This window comes from Enterobacter sp. MALB-1, from assembly GCF_041021625.1.
Classification (GTDB): Bacteria; Pseudomonadota; Gammaproteobacteria; order Enterobacterales; family Enterobacteriaceae; genus Enterobacter; species Enterobacter oligotrophicus.
In genome coordinates this window covers 4344268-4361634 of record NZ_JBDPJL010000001.1, presented here as the reverse complement: position 1 = coordinate 4361634, position 17367 = coordinate 4344268, and the positions used below count along the sequence as shown (strand labels likewise).

The 17367-nt window shown below is 57.3% G+C and carries 12 protein-coding genes; 5 read left to right on the top strand and 7 right to left on the bottom strand.

The genetic code is table 11. From position 1 onward, the window contains the following. Nucleotides 1-99: 99 nt before the first annotated feature. Nucleotides 100-2295, bottom strand: a complete 2196-nt coding sequence (priA, locus tag ABGB15_RS20860; protein WP_215723743.1) for a primosomal protein N' — start codon at nt 2293-2295, stop codon at nt 100-102. 200 nt (nt 2296-2495) lie between these two features. Here priA and rpmE point away from each other — a divergent pair, with 200 nt between their 5' ends. Beyond that, on the top strand, nt 2496-2708 hold the full coding sequence (gene rpmE / locus ABGB15_RS20855; RefSeq protein WP_003862040.1) for a 50S ribosomal protein L31: 213 nt from the start codon (nt 2496-2498) through the stop codon (nt 2706-2708). A 48-nt stretch (nt 2709-2756) separates the two neighbouring features. Here rpmE and metJ read toward each other — a convergent pair whose 3' ends face one another. After that, complete coding sequence (metJ, locus tag ABGB15_RS20850; RefSeq protein ID WP_007369220.1) at nt 2757-3074, bottom strand: met regulon transcriptional regulator MetJ; 318 nt, start codon at nt 3072-3074, stop codon at nt 2757-2759. 275 nt (nt 3075-3349) lie between these two features. Here metJ and metB point away from each other — a divergent pair, with 275 nt between their 5' ends. The 4 genes from metB to katG all read left to right on the top strand — a co-directional run bounded on the left by metB (nt 3350) and on the right by katG (nt 10388). Beyond that, entirely contained in the window at nt 3350-4510 is a 1161-nt protein-coding gene (gene metB, locus ABGB15_RS20845; RefSeq protein WP_126304437.1) for a cystathionine gamma-synthase, read from the top strand. Nucleotides 4511-4512: 2 nt separating this feature from the next. Then, nucleotides 4513-6945 carry a bifunctional aspartate kinase/homoserine dehydrogenase II gene (locus ABGB15_RS20840; RefSeq protein WP_215723742.1) on the top strand — a complete coding sequence of 811 codons (2433 nt, stop codon included), beginning with the start codon at nt 4513-4515 and terminating at the stop codon, nt 6943-6945. 228 nt (nt 6946-7173) lie between these two features. Next, nucleotides 7174-8064, top strand: coding sequence for a methylenetetrahydrofolate reductase (metF, locus tag ABGB15_RS20835; RefSeq protein WP_152082916.1), 891 nt, complete (start codon nt 7174-7176; stop codon nt 8062-8064). 143 nt (nt 8065-8207) lie between these two features. After that, entirely contained in the window at nt 8208-10388 is a 2181-nt protein-coding gene (katG, locus tag ABGB15_RS20830; RefSeq protein WP_152082917.1) for a catalase/peroxidase HPI, read from the top strand. A gap of 90 nt (nt 10389-10478) precedes the next feature. Here the strand turns inward: katG and ABGB15_RS20825 are convergent, their stop codons facing one another. The 5 genes from ABGB15_RS20825 to argE all read right to left on the bottom strand — a co-directional run bounded on the left by ABGB15_RS20825 (nt 10479) and on the right by argE (nt 17318). Then, nucleotides 10479-11582: a glycerol dehydrogenase gene (locus ABGB15_RS20825; RefSeq protein WP_215723741.1), complete on the bottom strand. Its 1104-nt coding sequence runs from the start codon at nt 11580-11582 to the stop codon at nt 10479-10481. A 12-nt stretch (nt 11583-11594) separates the two neighbouring features. Beyond that, the gene (fsa, locus tag ABGB15_RS20820; protein WP_215723740.1) at nt 11595-12257 is read right to left on the bottom strand and encodes a fructose-6-phosphate aldolase; all 663 of its coding nucleotides are present in this window, start codon (nt 12255-12257) and stop codon (nt 11595-11597) included. A gap of 128 nt (nt 12258-12385) precedes the next feature. Further along, a complete protein-coding gene (locus ABGB15_RS20815; protein ID WP_215723739.1) occupies nt 12386-13150 on the bottom strand; it encodes an AraC family transcriptional regulator in 765 nt (254 codons plus the stop codon). Between the two features lie 93 nt (nt 13151-13243). After that, complete coding sequence (ppc, locus tag ABGB15_RS20810) at nt 13244-15895, bottom strand: phosphoenolpyruvate carboxylase (RefSeq protein WP_152082921.1); 2652 nt, start codon at nt 15893-15895, stop codon at nt 13244-13246. Between the two features lie 271 nt (nt 15896-16166). Further along, the gene (gene argE / locus ABGB15_RS20805) at nt 16167-17318 is read right to left on the bottom strand and encodes an acetylornithine deacetylase (RefSeq protein WP_152082922.1); all 1152 of its coding nucleotides are present in this window, start codon (nt 17316-17318) and stop codon (nt 16167-16169) included. Between the last annotated feature and the right edge of the window lie 49 nt (nt 17319-17367).

The following is a 17367-nucleotide window of genomic DNA, read 5'->3' as shown; positions in this document are numbered from 1 at the left end:
ACCGAACTGCGGACACACCATTTTTACAGATAGTTTATGAGAGCGGTTACAGAATTTTCATAAAAAGTGTGAAGCGTGTTGAATTTTTTCGATCCGTATTCAGCCTTCTATCGGATCGACGTCGAGAACCCACTTCACTTTGCGCGCTTCCGGCAGGGTATTAATCAGCGCCAGCGTGCCGCTGACGATATGCTGTAAGCGGATGCGGGACGGGTGTTGCAGTAAGATTTGCCAGCGGAAACGCCCGCCGCGTTTTGGGGCGAGCGCCGGAACCGGGCCCAAAATCCACAGCTGATTATCCACCAGCGGGCTGGCCTGCAGGAGGTTTCTCAGCTGTTGCAGGAAGAGCGGTGCCTGCTGGTTGTTATGATCTTCCGCGCGGATGATGACGTGGCTGGTCCACGGCGGCAGCTGCATCGTCTGGCGTTCGGCAAGCGCCTGTTCAGCGAAAGCGTCATAACCTTTATGCAGCAGCGTTTGCAGCAACGGGTGCTCAGGGTGGTGCGTTTGCAACACCACTTCGCCCTGCTTACCTGCGCGTCCGGCACGGCCAGCGACCTGGGTATAAAGCTGAGCAAAACGTTCGGCGGAGCGGAAATCGGCAGAGAACAGCGCACCGTCGACGTCCAGCAGGGCGACCAGCGTAACATCCGGGAAGTGGTGTCCTTTTGCCAGCATCTGGGTGCCAATCAATATGCGCGCGCCACCGCGATGCACCTCCGCCAGTTGCTGCTCCAGCGCCCCTTTGCGGCTGGTGGTGTCGCGATCGATACGGGACAGGGGCACGTCAGGGAAGAACGGGGCCAGCGCCTGCTCCAGCTGTTCCGTACCCAGGCCGACGGGCACGATATGCGTTGAGCCGCATGACGGGCACTGGCGCGGCACCGGACGCTGGCTGTCGCAGTGGTGGCAGCGCAAATGCCGCTGGGCCTGGTGGAAGGTGTAGTAGTGGTCGCAGCGCGGGCACTCTGCAATCCAGCCGCAGTCGTGGCAGAGCAGCGCGGGTGCAAATCCACGACGGTTAAGGAACAGGATCACCTGGTTGCCCGCCTGCAAATGCTGGCGCATACGGATGATAAGCGCGGGGGCTAACCCGGCCTGCACCTGCTGGCCTTTTAAATCCAGCACGTGTTGAATGGCCGGACGGGCATTCCCCGCGCGGCGCGTCAGGCGCAGCATGTGATATTTACGCTGGCGAACGTTATGCAGCGTTTCGAGCGCAGGCGTAGCGGAACCCAGGATAATGGGGATTTGCTCGCTGTGGGCGCGGTACACCGCTAAGTCGCGGGCGTGGTAGCGCCAGCCTTCCTGCTGTTTATAGGAACTGTCGTGCTCTTCATCGATGACGATAACGCCGAGATTTTTAAACGGCGTAAACAGTGAGGAACGCGTGCCGATCACAATCGCCGCTTCACCGTTTTTCGCTTTCAGCCAGGCGCTGAGGCGCTCGCTGTCGTTCAGCCCGGAGTGCAGCACCTCAACCGGCGCATTAAAACGTTCGCGAAAGCGGGCGATGGTTTGCGGTGTGAGGCCGATCTCCGGCACCATCACCAGCGCCTGTTTGCCCTGCGCGAGCACGTTTTCCAGTACGCTCAGGTAGACTTCCGTCTTGCCGGAGCCGGTGACCCCCGCCAGGAGCCAGGCAGAGAAATGATCGGAGGCGCTATGGATGGCACCCACGGCGGTGGCCTGCTCGGTGTTCAGCCGCAGGCGATCGCCCGAGACGGAAAAACTGTCGCGCCAGTCGTGAAGGGCGGGCGCTTCGCTTGCCAGCTCGCTCAGCCCTTTCTTTCTCAAGGCCTGCAGCGCGGTTTCATTCACCTCAAGCTCGTCGACCTGATGCCGCCAGATTTTCCCCTGGCGCAGTGCAGCCAGCGCCTGCTGCTGTTTCTGGGAGCGCTTCAGGCTGTTGATATCCACGGCCATGCCCTGCTCCGTAGCAAACCAGTACCACATTGGTGCATGGCTGGCGCTCTTGCCCTGACGCAGCATAACGGGCAGGGCGTGGAACAGGACGTCGCCAATTGGATGATGATAATAATCCGCCGCCCACAGCAGCAGTCGCCAGGTGCTGGCGGAGAAAACCGGCTCGCTGTCCAGCACCTCAACGATCGATTTCAGTTCGTTAAGCGGCAGTTCACTTTTATCGCTGACGGAAACGACGATCCCCACGCGCTGCTGTTTGCCAAACGGCACGGTCACGCGACAGCCCGCTTTGGCGCTCATGCTGTCGGGCAGCAGGTAGTCAAAGGTGCGGGGAAGCGGAACGGGCAGGGCAACGTGAGCGACGGGCATCGAATCTTCCTGACTTGAAAAGTGGCGCGTTAGTATACACATTAGTAAAAGCGGCGTGCGGATCAGTTTGCATACGTTGGTCAAATTCTGTATGATTCGCCGCCTTTGGTGTACTTTACGCCAAAGAACTTACATTCAACATCGCGTGGTGTCTGGCGTTAGGGCTGGAAGAGCGACGCGGCCTTAACTGAGGTTCTCCCATGAAAAAAGATATTCACCCGAAATACGAAATGATTACTGCAAACTGTTCTTGCGGTAACTCTATCCAGATCCGCTCTACCGTGGGCCACGATCTGAACCTGGACGTGTGCGGCAAATGCCACCCGTTCTACACTGGTAAGCAGCGTGATGTTGCAACCGGTGGCCGTGTTGACCGCTTCAACAAGCGTTTCAGCATTCCGGGCGCTAAATAAGTTTCCCGAAAAAAAGGCACCTTGCGGTGCCTTTTTTTTATCCAAATCTCAGTATTCCCACGTATCCGGGTCGATACCCAGTTCACGCATGATCACCTTCGCCTCTTCCGGGATTTCATCACTGCGCTCTTTACGCAGATCTTCATCGTTCGGCAACGGTTGACCGGTAAACGCATGCAGGAACGCTTCGCAAAGCAGTTCGCTGTTGGTTGCGTGACGCAGGTTATTCACCTGACGACGCGTACGTTCATCGGTGAGGATCTTTAACACCTTCAGAGGAATGGAAACCGTAATTTTCTTTACTTGTTCACTCTTCTTACCGTGCTCAGCGTATGGGCTGATATATTCGCCGCTCCATTCAGCCATGAGATACCTTTAATCCTCTCAGTCATTAATCTAAAGGTGCAAACCGATAACCGTCGGTTTTGAACCGTAATCTTGTCTAGTTTACCGTAGAGACGATACCGAGGCACGGATATTGCCGCTGCAGCGTGCACTAAAGCATATAATTTTAACGGCTATTTGCGCATTGCTCAATCTATACGCAAAGAAGTTTAGATGTCCAGATGTATTGACGTCCATACTTTCAATGTTTACTCTGGTGCCTGACTTTTCACCTCAATCGCCAGGAAGCCCTCACCATGACGCGTAAACAGGCCACTATCGCAGTGCGTAGCGGATTGAATGATGACGAGCAGTACGGCTGCGTTGTCCCGCCGATTCATCTTTCCAGTACCTATAATTTCACCGGATTTAATGAACCCCGCGCGCATGACTACTCGCGGCGTGGCAACCCTACGCGTGATGTCACCCAGCGCGCGCTGGCGGAGCTGGAGGGCGGCGCAGGCGCGGTGTTAACCAATACCGGGATGTCCGCCATTCACCTGGTGACCACGGTGTTCCTGAAACCTGGCGATCTGCTGGTTGCCCCGCACGACTGTTATGGCGGCAGCTATCGTCTGTTTGATAGCCTGGCAAAGCGTGGCTGTTACCGTGTGTTGTTTGTCGATCAAAACGACGAGCAGGCGCTAAAACAGGCGCTGGCAGAGCGGCCGAAGCTGGTTCTGGTGGAAAGTCCAAGCAATCCATTGTTGCGCGTGGTCGATATTGCGAAAATTTGTCAGCTCGCAAGGGATGCGGGAGCGATAAGTGTAGTGGATAATACGTTCCTCAGTCCGGCCCTTCAGAACCCACTGGCACTGGGTGCAGATCTTGTATTGCATTCATGCACTAAATATCTGAACGGCCATTCTGACGTGGTGGCAGGCGTGGTGATTGCAAAAGATCCCGACGTTGTCACCGAACTGGCATGGTGGGCCAATAACATTGGCGTCACGGCGGGGGCCTTCGACAGTTACCTGCTGTTACGCGGCATTCGCACGCTGTCGCCGCGTATGGACGTCGCGCAGCGCAATGCCCAGGCGATTGTCGATTTCCTGAAAACCCAGCCGCTGGTGAAGAAGCTCTATCACCCGTCGCTGCCGGAAAATCAGGGGCACGAGATTGCCGCGCGTCAACAGAAGGGCTTTGGCGCGATGTTAAGTTTTGAACTGGACGGTGACGAGCAAACGCTGCGTCGCTTCCTGAGCGGGTTGTCGCTGTTTACGCTGGCGGAATCATTAGGTGGGGTTGAAAGTTTAATCTCCCACGCCGCGACCATGACGCACGCAGGTATGGCACCGGAAGCACGTGCCGCTGCCGGGATCTCTGAGACGCTGCTGCGTATCTCAACCGGTATTGAAGATTCTGAAGATTTAATTGCCGATCTGGAAAATGGCTTCCGGGTCGCAGCCAAGGGGTAATCATGAGTGTGATAGCGCAGGCAGGGGCGAAGGGTCGTCAACTGCACAAGTTTGGTGGTAGTAGTCTTGCTGATGTGAAGTGTTACCTGCGTGTCGCGGGGATCATGACCGAGTATTCACAGCCGGGTGACATGATGGTTGTCTCTGCGGCGGGCAGCACCACCAACCAGTTGATTAGCTGGCTGAAACTGAGCCAGACCGATCGCCTTTCTGCGCATCAGGTGCAACAGTCTTTGCGTCGTTACCAGAGCGAGCTGATTGCCGGCCTGCTGCCACCAGAGGTGGCGGACGGGCTGATCAGCGCCTTCACGCACGACCTTGAGCGTCTGGCTGCATTGCTCGACAGCGGCATTACCGACGCGGTGTATGCTGAGGTGGTCGGTCACGGTGAAGTGTGGTCTGCGCGTTTGATGGCCGCTGTTCTGCAAAATCTGGGTGTTGAAGCCGCCTGGCTCGACGCGCGTGATTTCCTGCGTGCCGAGCGCGCCGCGCAGCCACAGGTGGATGAAGGCTTGTCTTACCCGCTGCTCCAGCAACTGTTGGTGCAGCATCCGGGCAAACGCATTGTAGTGACCGGCTTTATCAGCCGCAATAACGCGGGCGAAACCGTGCTGCTGGGGCGTAACGGCTCGGACTACTCGGCGACGCAAATCGGTGCGCTGGCGGGTGTTTCCCGCGTCACCATCTGGAGCGATGTGGCCGGTGTCTACAGCGCGGACCCGCGCAAGGTGAAAGATGCCTGCCTGCTGCCGCTGCTGCGTCTGGACGAGGCCAGCGAGCTGGCACGTCTGGCGGCACCGGTTCTGCATGCGCGTACACTTCAGCCGGTTTCTGGTAGCGATATCGACCTGCAGTTGCGCTGCAGCTATACGCCGGACCAGGGCTCTACGCGCATTGAGCGCGTGCTGGCCTCCGGTACGGGCGCGCGCATTGTCACCAGCCACGACGACATCTGCCTGATTGAGTTCCAGGTACCTGCGGGCCAGGATTTCAAACTGGCGCATAAAGAGATCGACCTGGTCCTGAAGCGTGCGCAGGTTCGTCCGCTTGCTGTTGGCGTTCACAATGACCGTCAGCTGTTGCAGTTCTGCTATACCGCTGAAGTGGCGGACAGTGCGCTGAAAATTCTGGATGAAGCGGGCCTGCCGGGCGAGCTTCGTCTGCGTCAGGGGCTGGCGCTGGTAGCGATGGTGGGCGCGGGCGTCACCCGTAACCCGCTGCACTGCCACCGCTTCTGGCAGCAGCTGAAAGGCCAGCCGGTTGAGTTTACCTGGCAGTCGGAAGAGGGTATCAGCCTGGTGGCCGTGCTGCGTAAAGGGCCAACCGAAAGTCTGATCCAGGGGCTGCACACCTCCCTGTTCCGCGCGGAAAAACGCATCGGCCTGGTGCTGTTCGGGAAAGGAAATATTGGTTCCCGCTGGCTGGAGCTATTTGCGCGCGAGCAAGTTACGCTTTCGGCGCGTACTGGCTTTGAATTTATTCTTGCAGGCGTGGTGGACAGCCGTCGCAGCCTGCTGAATTACGAAGGGCTGGATGCCAGCCGTGCCCTTGCGTTCTTTAATGATGAAGCGGTCGAGCAGGATGAAGAGTCGCTGTTCCTGTGGATGCGCGCGCACCCGTATGACGATCTGGTTGTTCTGGACGTCACCGCCAGCGAGCAGCTTGCCGATCAGTATCTTGATTTCGCCAGCCACGGCTTCCACGTCATCAGCGCTAACAAGCTGGCGGGGGCGAGCAGCACTGATAAATACCGTCAGATCCACGACGCGTTCGAAAAAACCGGTCGTCACTGGCTCTATAACGCCACCGTCGGCGCGGGCCTGCCGGTTAACCATACCGTGCGCGACCTGATTGAAAGCGGTGACAGCATTCTGGCGCTGAGCGGTATCTTCTCCGGCACGCTTTCCTGGCTGTTCCTGCAGTTCGATGGCACCGTTCCGTTCACCGACCTGGTGGATCAGGCGTGGCAGCAGGGCTTAACCGAGCCCGATCCGCGCGTTGATCTCGCCGGTAAAGACGTGATGCGTAAGCTGGTGATCCTGGCGCGTGAAGCGGGTTATGACATTGAACCAGGCCAGGTGCGCGTCGAATCACTGGTGCCTGCGGGTTGTGAAGAGGGGTCTGTTGACCACTTCTTCGAAAACGGTGATGAACTGAACGACCAGATGGTGCAACGCCTGGAAGCGGCAAACGAAATGGGGCTGGTGCTTCGCTACGTGGCGCGTTTTGAGGCGAACGGTAAGGCACGCGTGGGTGTGGAAGCGGTGCGTCCTGAACATCCGCTGGCGGCGTTACTGCCGTGCGACAACGTTTTTGCCATCGAAAGTCGCTGGTATCGCGATAACCCGCTGGTGATCCGCGGGCCGGGAGCCGGGCGCGATGTTACCGCCGGGGCGATCCAGTCCGATATCAACCGTCTGGCTAAGCTGCTGTAACGTCTGCATTTCCCTCTCCCTGTGGGAGAGGGGCGGGGTGAGGGCATCAGACCGTCCTCACCCCCTCATCATGAACTTCCTTCATCTTCCCTGAGCATTCCTCACCGTTATTGTTGATTATTTCTGTTGACGTCACTCCGCTTTTCCGTCATTTTTACATCTGGACGTCTAAACGTATAGAAGTTCACAATACAACAAACAACGACATGCGATTGATAGAGGTAAGGTATGAGCTTTTTTCACGCCAACCAGCGGGAAGCCCTGAATCAGAGCCTGGCCGAAGTAAACGGTCAGATTAACGTCTCTTTTGAATTTTTCCCGCCGCGCACCAGTGAAATGGAGCAAACCCTGTGGAGCTCTATCGATCGCCTGAGCAGCCTGAAACCGAAGTTTGTCTCCGTAACCTACGGTGCCAACTCCGGTGAGCGTGACCGCACGCACAGCATCATTAAAGGCATCAAAGATCGCACCGGTCTGGAAGCGGCTCCGCACCTGACCTGTATCGACGCGACCCGCGACGAACTGCGTGCCATCGCCCAGGACTACTGGAATAACGGCATCCGCCACATAGTTGCCCTGCGCGGCGACCTGCCGCCGGGCAGCGGTAAGCCGGACATGTACGCCACCGACCTGGTCGCGCTGCTGAAAGAGGTGGCGGATTTTGATATTTCCGTTGCGGCTTACCCTGAAGTTCACCCGGAAGCGAAAAGCGCGCAGGCGGATCTGCTCAACCTGAAGCGCAAAGTGGATGCCGGTGCGAACCGTGCCATCACGCAATTTTTCTTCGATGTTGAAAGCTATCTGCGTTTTCGTGACCGTTGCGTTTCCGCAGGCATTGACGTCGAAATTATCCCAGGCATTTTGCCAGTGTCTAACTTCAAACAGGCGAAGAAATTCGCTGACATGACCAACGTGCGCATTCCGCTGTGGATGTCCAAAATGTACGAAGGGCTGGATGATGACCCGGAAACCCGCAAGCTGGTCGGTGCCAATATCGCCATGGATATGGTGAAGATTTTAAGTCGTGAAGGGGTAAAAGATTTCCACTTCTATACGCTGAACCGCGCGGAAATGAGCTACGCCATCTGCCACACGCTCGGTGTTCGACCGGCGCTGTAACCATAAAGCCCTCACAAAGTGAGGGCTTTTTAATCAAACGCATCGTTAAAAGGTATTAACTATCGAATCTGTGGATTAATTCAACTATCTCTAATCGCTGGTGGTGTATATCGTAACGGGAACACTGTAAAGGGAGCATAGCGATGAGCACGTCAGACGATACCAATAAAGCGTCATCTATCGGCAAATGCCCGTTCCATCAGGGCGGCGTCGATCATAGCGCGGGTGCAGGCACTGGCAGTAAAGAGTGGTGGCCTAAACAACTCCGCATTGATCTACTTAACCAACATTCAAATCGTTCGAACCCGCTGGGCGAAGACTTCGACTACCGCAAAGAATTTAGCAAACTTGATTACTCTGCCCTGAAGGGCGATCTCAAAGCACTCCTGACCGACTCTCAACCGTGGTGGCCTGCCGACTGGGGCAGCTATGCGGGCCTGTTTATCCGCATGGCCTGGCACGGCGCGGGCACCTACCGTTCGGTTGACGGACGCGGCGGCGCAGGGCGTGGTCAACAGCGCTTTGCACCGCTCAACTCCTGGCCTGATAACGTCAGCCTGGATAAAGCGCGTCGTTTGCTGTGGCCGATCAAGCAAAAATACGGACAGAAAATCTCCTGGGCTGACCTGTTTATCCTCGCGGGTAACGTGGCGCTGGAAAACTCCGGCTTCCGCACCTTTGGTTTTGGTGCCGGACGTGAAGACGTCTGGGAACCGGATCTGGACGTGAACTGGGGCGACGAGAAAGCCTGGCTGACCCACCGTGATCCGGAAGCGCTGGCGAAACGTCCATTAGCTGCGACCGAAATGGGGCTGATTTACGTCAACCCGGAAGGGCCAAACGCCAGCGGCGAGCCGCTGTCTGCGGCGGCGGCCATTCGTGCCACCTTCGGTAACATGGGGATGAACGACGAAGAAACCGTCGCGTTGATTGCCGGCGGACATACGCTCGGTAAAACCCACGGCGCAGGGGAAGCAACCCACGTAGGAACCGACCCGGAAGCCTCACCAATCGAAGCGCAGGGTCTGGGCTGGGCCAGCACACACGGCACCGGTATTGGCGCAGACGCCATCACCTCCGGGCTGGAAGTTATCTGGTCGCAAACGCCTACTCAGTGGAGCAACTACTTCTTCGAGAACCTGTTCAAATACGAGTGGGTGCAGACCCGCAGCCCGGCGGGCGCTATTCAGTTTGAAGCGGTGGATGCACCGGAAATTATGCCCGATCCGTTCGACCCGTCGAAAAAACGCAAGCCAACCATGCTGGTCACCGACCTGACGCTGCGTTTCGATCCAGAGTTCGAGAAAATCTCTCGCCGCTTCCTGAACGATCCGCAGGCATTTAATGAAGCCTTCGCTCGCGCCTGGTTCAAACTGACCCACCGCGATATGGGGCCAAAAGCGCGGTATATTGGCCCGGAAGTGCCGAAAGAAGATCTGATCTGGCAGGACCCGCTGCCACAGCCGGTGTTCAACCCTTCGAAAGAAGACATTGAAAGCCTGAAAGCGGAAATCGCGGCATCGGGCCTCTCCGTGAGCGAACTGGTTTCCGTGGCCTGGGCGTCAGCCTCGACCTTCCGCGGTGGCGATAAGCGTGGTGGTGCCAACGGTGCACGTCTGGCGTTGGCCCCGCAGCGCGATTGGGATGTTAACGCCGCAGCGGTTCGCGCTTTACCGGCTCTGGAAGCCATTCAACGCACCACCAACAAAGCCTCACTGGCCGATATCATCGTGCTGGCGGGTGTGGTTGGTGTTGAGCAGGCGGCGAAAGCGGCAGGCGTTTACGTCAACGTACCGTTCAGCCCAGGCCGCGTGGATGCGCGTCAGGACCAGACGGATATCGAGATGTTTAACCTGCTCGAACCGATTGCTGACGGCTTCCGTAACTACCGTGCGCAGGTGGATGTGTCCACGACCGAATCACTGCTGATCGATAAAGCCCAGCAGCTGACGCTGACCGCGCCAGAACTGACGGTGCTGATCGGTGGCCTTCGCGTACTGGGTACGAACTTTGATGGCAGCAAAAATGGCGTGTTCACCAACCGTGAGGGCGTGCTCAGCAACGACTTCTTCGTCAACCTGCTGGACATGAATACCGTGTGGAAAGCGACAGACGAGTCTAACGAACTGTTTGCCGGTAGCGACCGCGCCAGCGGTGAAGTGAAATACACCGCCACCCGCGCCGATCTGGTATTCGGTTCTAACGCCGTCCTGCGTGCGCTGGCTGAAGTTTATGCCAGCAGCGATGCCAGCGAGAAGTTCGTCCGTGACTTCGTTGCAGCCTGGGCGAAAGTGATGGATTTGGATCGGTTTGATCTGAAGTAGCCATTGTGCCGGGTGGCGCTGCGCTTACCCGGCCTACAGGCACCTTAATTTGCAGGCCGGGTAAGGCGTAGCCGCCACCCGGCTTTTTCGTTACTCCCACTCCTGAAGGAAGCGCTGTCCATACTGGTCGGCAACCAGTAGCGCCGCGTAAACCTGATCCGGCGACACGCCGCCCGGCATGTTGTGAATGGTTTCGCCTTCTGCGCAGGATGCTTCGGCAATCAGACGCATTTTGGCTGGAATATCCTCTTTAATGTTCAGCTGTGCCAGCGTGATGGGCAGCCCAACGCTATGGCAAAGCGCTGCGACGGTTTCGATTTCTTCTACCGGCGCGTTTTCCAGCACCAGTTGCGTCAGCGTACCGAACGCCACTTTTTCACCGTGATAGAAAGAGTGTGCATCCGGCACTGCCGTCATACCATTGTGGATAGCATGCGCCGCCGCCAGGCCACCGCTTTCAAACCCGACGCCGCTGAGATAGGTATTTGCTTCGATAATGCGTTCCAGAGCCGGCGTCACCACGTGCTGTTCCGCTGCCAGCATCGCTTTTTCACCTTCTTCAACCAGGGTGTTGTAGCACAGCTCCGCCAGCGCTAACGCCGCCTGCGTGCATTTCCCTCCGGCCATGGTTGTCGCACCGCTGCGTGAACAGGCGCGTGCTTCGAACCAGGTTGCCAGCGCATCGCCAATCCCCGCAGCCAGCAGACGTGCAGGTGCGCCCGCCACCACTTTGGTGTCGACGATGACCATGTTCGGGTTGTGCGGCAGCATCAGATAGCGGTCGAATTCGCCGCTGTCGGTGTAAATCACGGAAAGGGCGCTGCACGGTGCGTCGGTAGAGGCGATGGTCGGGGCAATGGCGACCGGCACGCCCATAAAGTGCGCCAGCGCTTTGGCGGTATCCAGCGTTTTACCGCCGCCGATACCCAGCACTGCCGTGCAGTCGGCACTGTCGGCCAGTTTTTTCAGACGATCGATTTCGTTTTGTGAACATTCGCCGCCAAACGGTGCGATTTCGACATGCAGTTCTGCCTGTTTGAAACTTTGACGCAGGGTTTCTTCTGCGAAACCCAGCACAAATTTATCGCCAACAACCAGCCAGCGATTCGCCAGTGGTTTCAGATAGTCGCCGAGACGAGTGAGAACATCAGCACCCTGGATATATTTCCCAGGCGATTGAATGATACGGTCCATAACATTCCTCCCTTAGAGGTTGAGGTTACCAAACGCGTTTTTCCAGTCTTGCTCGAACTTCTCTATGGCTGACTCTACCGCCGGAGTGTTGAGCATTTGTTGCGCTACATCTAAAGGAAGCGTGATTGCGTCACATCCGGCGAGCAGGCAGTCCAGCGCCTGACGTGGTGTTTTGAAGCTGGCGGCCAGCACCATGCTCTCTGGCGCATGCAGTTCCAGCAGGGATTGCAGCTCCTGCACCATGCGAATGCCATCACCACCTTGCGCGTCGACACGGTTCACATACGGCGCGACATATTTCGCACCGGCCAGCGCGGCCAGTAGGCCCTGAGCGGCGCTGTAAACGGCGGTGCCCAGCGTCGTGATGCCTTCTTTTTTCAACGCGTTAATTGCAATCAGCCCCTCAGCGGTGACCGGGATTTTCACCACGATATCCGGGATGGTGTTGCTGAGACGTTTGGCCTCCGCCACCATCCCCTCCGCATCACGGCTCATGGTCTGGGCAAACAGCGTACCTTCCGGTCCGATGGCCTGTTGCAGGCGCGGCAGCACGTCCCAGAGGGATTCACGGCTGGCGGCGATGATGCTCGGATTGGTGGTGACACCCGCAATGGGAAAAATGCGCGCCAGGCGTTCAACTTCCGCGACGTTGGCGGTATCCAGATACAGTTCCATTATTTTTCCTTAAGTCAGTCAGTCTGAATCAAGGATACGGCGGGGCTGCGGGCGTCGGATACAGGTCAATTTTGCCAAATACTGGACAAATGTAATGTCCTTAATGAAGTGCGAGAGCGATCACAATGCTAGTTTTTGGCGGTCAGCTGACTGTGATACTGGCGGCGGTATTCTGAAGGGGAGCGTTCAGTGTGCTTGCGAAAGAGGCGGCAGAAGTAGTTGCTGTCCGCAAAACCGCAGTTCGCGGCAATATCTTTGATTTTAAGATCGTAGCTTTTCAGCAATTGCCGGGCATGTTCAAGACGCGTCTGCGTCAGATATTCGTTGAATCCCGTGTTGCCTGTTTTTTGGAAAAGATGAGAAAGATAGTTCGGTGAAATGTAAAATGCCTGTGCCACCGACTCGCGGGTAAGAGGTGAAGCATAATGCGCGTCGATATAGCTGCGGATGGCTTCAAACAGCGCGCGGCTGCGGCTGGCGGTGTGGATGTCGCTGCCAAGCAGATCGCGGCAATGGCTGAGAAGGCTCAGTACCACCAGCCTGGCGGTGTCTTGCTCATCCGGCTGCATCTGTAATTCGGCCAGCGTTTGCAGCAGAAAAGCGCCCGTTCGCGGGCCGCGCCTGGCAACCTGTAATTGCTCCACAAGCGAACTGTCGCGGTGCATTTGCAGCGTCAGCTGCTGCTTACCGAAGTGTATGCTCAGGGCGTCAGAGGGGGGATGCGTGATATGTCCGAATGACGAAAATAACGCCTCGCAGGGGTTATCAAGGGTAATAACGAGGCAGGGTGCTGGTCGGGGGTGCTGCTCGGCCTGGGCTGAGAAATAAATCTGACGCAGCGGTAACGTGCGGTTAACCAGGTCAGCCAAAATGCGGGTGATATCGTGGTGCATGGGAGACTACCGAAATTTGTCGGGTGGCGCTGCGCTTACCCGGCCTACCTGTCGTAGGCCTGTGCAAGCGTCAGCGCCGCCCGGCGTGAAGCCTTAGCCGGTGTTACGCATACCCGCCGCAACGCCCGCAATCGTCACCATCAGCGCCTGTTCAACGCGTGGGTCTGGCTCTTTACCTTCCTCTTCCGCCAGACGGGAACGGTGCAGCAGCTCCGCCTGCAGGACGTTCAGCGGATCGGTGTAAACGTTACGCAACTGGATAGACTCGGCAATCCACGGCAGGTCTTCCATCAGGTGTGAGTCGTTGGCGATATCCAGCACCACTTTGATGTCGCCTTCCAGCAGTTCGCGCAGCTCTTTACCCAGTGCCCACAGCTCTGGTTTCACCAGGCGCTGATCGTAGTATTCCGCCAGCCACAGGTCGGCTTTCGAGAAGACCATCTCCAGCATGCCCAGACGGGTCGAGAAGAACGGCCAGTCGCGGCACATGGTTTCCAGCTCACTCTGTTTGCCGTCTTCCACCACCTTTTGCAGCGCCGCACCAGCACCCAGCCAGGCCGGGAGCATCAGGCGGTTTTGCGTCCAGGCGAAGATCCACGGAATGGCACGCAGAGACTCGACGCCACCGGTCGGGCGACGTTTGGCCGGACGTGAACCCAGCGGCAGTTTACCCAGCTCCTGCTCAGGCGTGGCTGAACGGAAGTAAGGCACGAAATCTTTATTTTCACGCACGTAGCCGCGGTACAGATCGCAGGAGATGTCAGACAGCTCGTCCATGATGCGGCACCAGGACGCTTTCGGCTCCGGCGGTGGCAGCAGGTTCGCTTCCAGGATCGCACTGGTGTAGAGCGACAGGCTGCTGATGGTCACTTCTGGCAGGCCGTATTTGAAGCGGATCATCTCGCCCTGTTCGGTCACGCGCAGGCCACCTTTCAGGCTTCCCGGCGGCTGTGACAGCAGCGCTGCGTGTGCAGGCGCACCACCACGGCCAATTGAGCCACCGCGTCCGTGGAACAGGGTCAGCTCGATACCCGCTTTCTCGCAGGTTTTGATCAGCGCGTCCTGCGCCTGATACTGCGCCCAGGATGCCGCCATCACGCCCGCATCTTTTGCGGAGTCGGAATAGCCAATCATCACCATCTGCTTGCCCTGAATGAAGCCGCGATACCAGTCGATGTTCAGTAACTGGGTCATGACGTCGTTGGCGTTGTTCAGGTCGTCGAGCGTTTCAAACAGCGGTGCCACCGGCAGGGCATAGTCGATGCCCGCTTCTTTCAGCAGAAGGTGAACGCCCAGCACGTCGGACGGGGTTTTCGCCATGGAGATCACATAGGCGGCCACCGATCCTTTCGGCGCATCCACGATCGCTTTACAGGTGTTGAGCACCTCGCGGGTGTCGTTGCTTGGCTCCCAGTTGCGCGGCAGCAGAGGGCGCTTGGAGTTCAGCTCGCGGATCAGGAACGCCTGTTTGTCGGCTTCGGACCAGCTTTCATAGTCGCCAATGCCGAGATAGCGGGTCAGTTCGCCCAGTGCTTCGGTATGACGGGTGCTTTCCTGACGCACGTCGATACGCACCAGCGGCACGCCGAAACACTTCACGCGGCGCAGGGTGTCGAGCAGTTCACCGTTGGCGATGATGCCCATACCGCAGGCCTGCAGCGATTTATAACAGGCGTAAAGCGGCTCCCAGAGCTGTTCGTTCTGGCTCAGCAGACCTTCCGGCTTCGGCAGGCGCTGGCCTTTCAGACGCGCTTCCAGCCAGGCCTGAGTCGCCATGAGCTGGCCGCGCAGCTTTTTCATCAGGAAGCGATACGGCTCGCTCGCACCTTCTTCGCCAGCCAGCTCGCGCAGTTCCGGCGTGGCTTCCACCATCGACAGCTCGGAGATCAGTACCTGAATATCTTTCAGGAACAGGTCGGTCGCTTTCCAGCGGCTCAGCAGCAGAACGTGGCGGGTAATTTCGGCAGTGACGTTTGGGTTGCCGTCGCGGTCGCCGCCCATCCAGGAAGTGAAACGCACTGGCACAAAATCAACCGGCAGGCGGTAGCCCAGGTTCTCTTCCAGCTGTTCGTTCAGCTCACGCAGATAGTTTGGTATACCTTCCCAGAGGCTGTTTTCCACCACCGCAAAGCCCCATTTGGCTTCATCAACCGGGCTTGGGCGATGTTTACGGATTTCATCGGTGTGCCAGGACTGGGCAATCAGCTGGCGCAGACGGCGCATCAGCTGGTTACGTTCGTAATCGGCAATGTCTTTGTTATCCAGCTGTTTCAGGCAGTTGTTCACTTCCACCATTTTGTGGATCAGTGTTCGACGGGTGATTTCCGTTGGGTGCGCGGTCAGGACCAGCTCCAGCGAAAGGGATTCCACCGCTTTTTTGATGGTCGCTTCGTTGAGGTCTGGCTGGTCTTTCAGTTTACGAAGGGTGCGGGCAATGACTTCCGGGTTGCTGGCCGCTTCGCCTTTTGGCGAAATGCTGTGGTATTGCTCAGCGGTGTTCGCGAGATTCAGGAACTGGCTGAACGCGCGGGCGACAGGCAGCAGCTCGTCGTTAGAAAGGTTTTGCAACGTGGTGAGCAGTTCCTGACGACTGGCCTCGTTACCGGCACGGGAAGATTTGGACAGCTTGCGGATAGTTTCAACGCGGTCGAGGATATTCTCCCCCAACGCATCTTTGATGGTATCTCCAAGCACTTTGCCGAGCATACTGACATTACTACGCAACGCGGAATATTGTTCGTTCATAAAAACCCAGTCACCCCATCATTTTTGTTTATGCCCAGTCGAAAATCTGTTGGACATTATTTTGTCATCTCCCTTTATAAAGCCACGTAAAACCCCCGTCGTCAATTGCTGCGAAAACGGTTCAGCAAACGAATAAATGCAGGTAATTTACGAAATTTAATTCGCATTGCGTCAGATAAGTGATGCTTATGGGAATGTGACGGAGATCATGCGATTTGTTGCCCTCACCCTAACCCTCTCCCACAGGGAGAGGGGACAGTTCGGTGCGTTTTTAATGCCAGCAGAAGTGATGCACAACCTGGGTGATCAGTTCGCGGGTTGGTTTGATAAAGCGGGTTTCCAGATACTCATCCGGCTGGTGCGCCTGATTGATAGAACCAGGGCCGAGGACCAGCGTCGGGCACAGAGTCTGAATAAACGGCGCTTCGGTGCAGTAGTTCACCACGTCGGTTTTCTCACCGAGCAGTTTTTCTACCACTTCAACCAGCTGGTGATCTGGCGGGCACTCGTAACCCGGAATAGGCGGATGCAGCTCGGAAACCGTCAGACGGCCCGGCCAGCGTTCGCTCACCGGGGCCAGCGCTTCGTTCAGTAAGCCATCCAGATCGCTTAACGTCATGCCCGGCAATGGGCGGATGTCCATGTGCAGTTCGCAGCAGGCGCAGATACGGTTAGACGCATCGCCGCCGTGCAGGCTGCCGAGGTTCAGGGTCGGATACGGCACGGTGAACGCCTCGTAGTGATAACGCTCTTTCAGCGAGTCGCGCAGGGTCATGATGCGGCCGATCGCGTCGTGCATCAGCTCAATGGCGTTCACACCACGCGCCGGATCGCTGGAGTGGCCAGACTGTCCGAGCACGCGTACTGCTGTAGAAATATGGCCCTTATGCGCACGAATCGGTTGCAGAGAAGTCGGCTCGCCGATGATCGCGCAGTCCGGGCGAATCGCCGTGTTCTCAGAGAAGTAGCGTGCGCCTGCCATGCTGGTCTCTTCATCGGCGGTCGCCAGAATGTAGAGCGGCTTTTTCAGTGTTGTCACGTCCACGTCACGCAGCGCATCGAGGATAAAGGCGAAGAAGCCTTTCATGTCGGCGGTGCCCAGACCGTAGAGCTTGTTGTCGTGCTCGGTCAGGGTGAACGGGTCGCGCGTCCAGCGGCCATCGTCAAATGGCACGGTGTCGGTATGACCAGCCAGCAGCAGGCCGCCCGCGCCGTGTCCGGTACTGGCGAGCAGGTTAAATTTGTTGCGTGTTCCGGGGACGGGCTGAACCTCAACGTTAAACCCAAGATCGCTAAACCAACCCGCCAGCAGATTGATTAAAGACTCATTGCTCTGATCCAGCGCTTCTTCCGTTGCGCTGATAGACGGTGTGGCAATCAGGGCGCGGTAAATCTCGATAAATGGCGGTAAGTTCATTTTCATTGTTGACACACCTTAGGTCGTGATAGTATCAATATTCATGCAATAAATG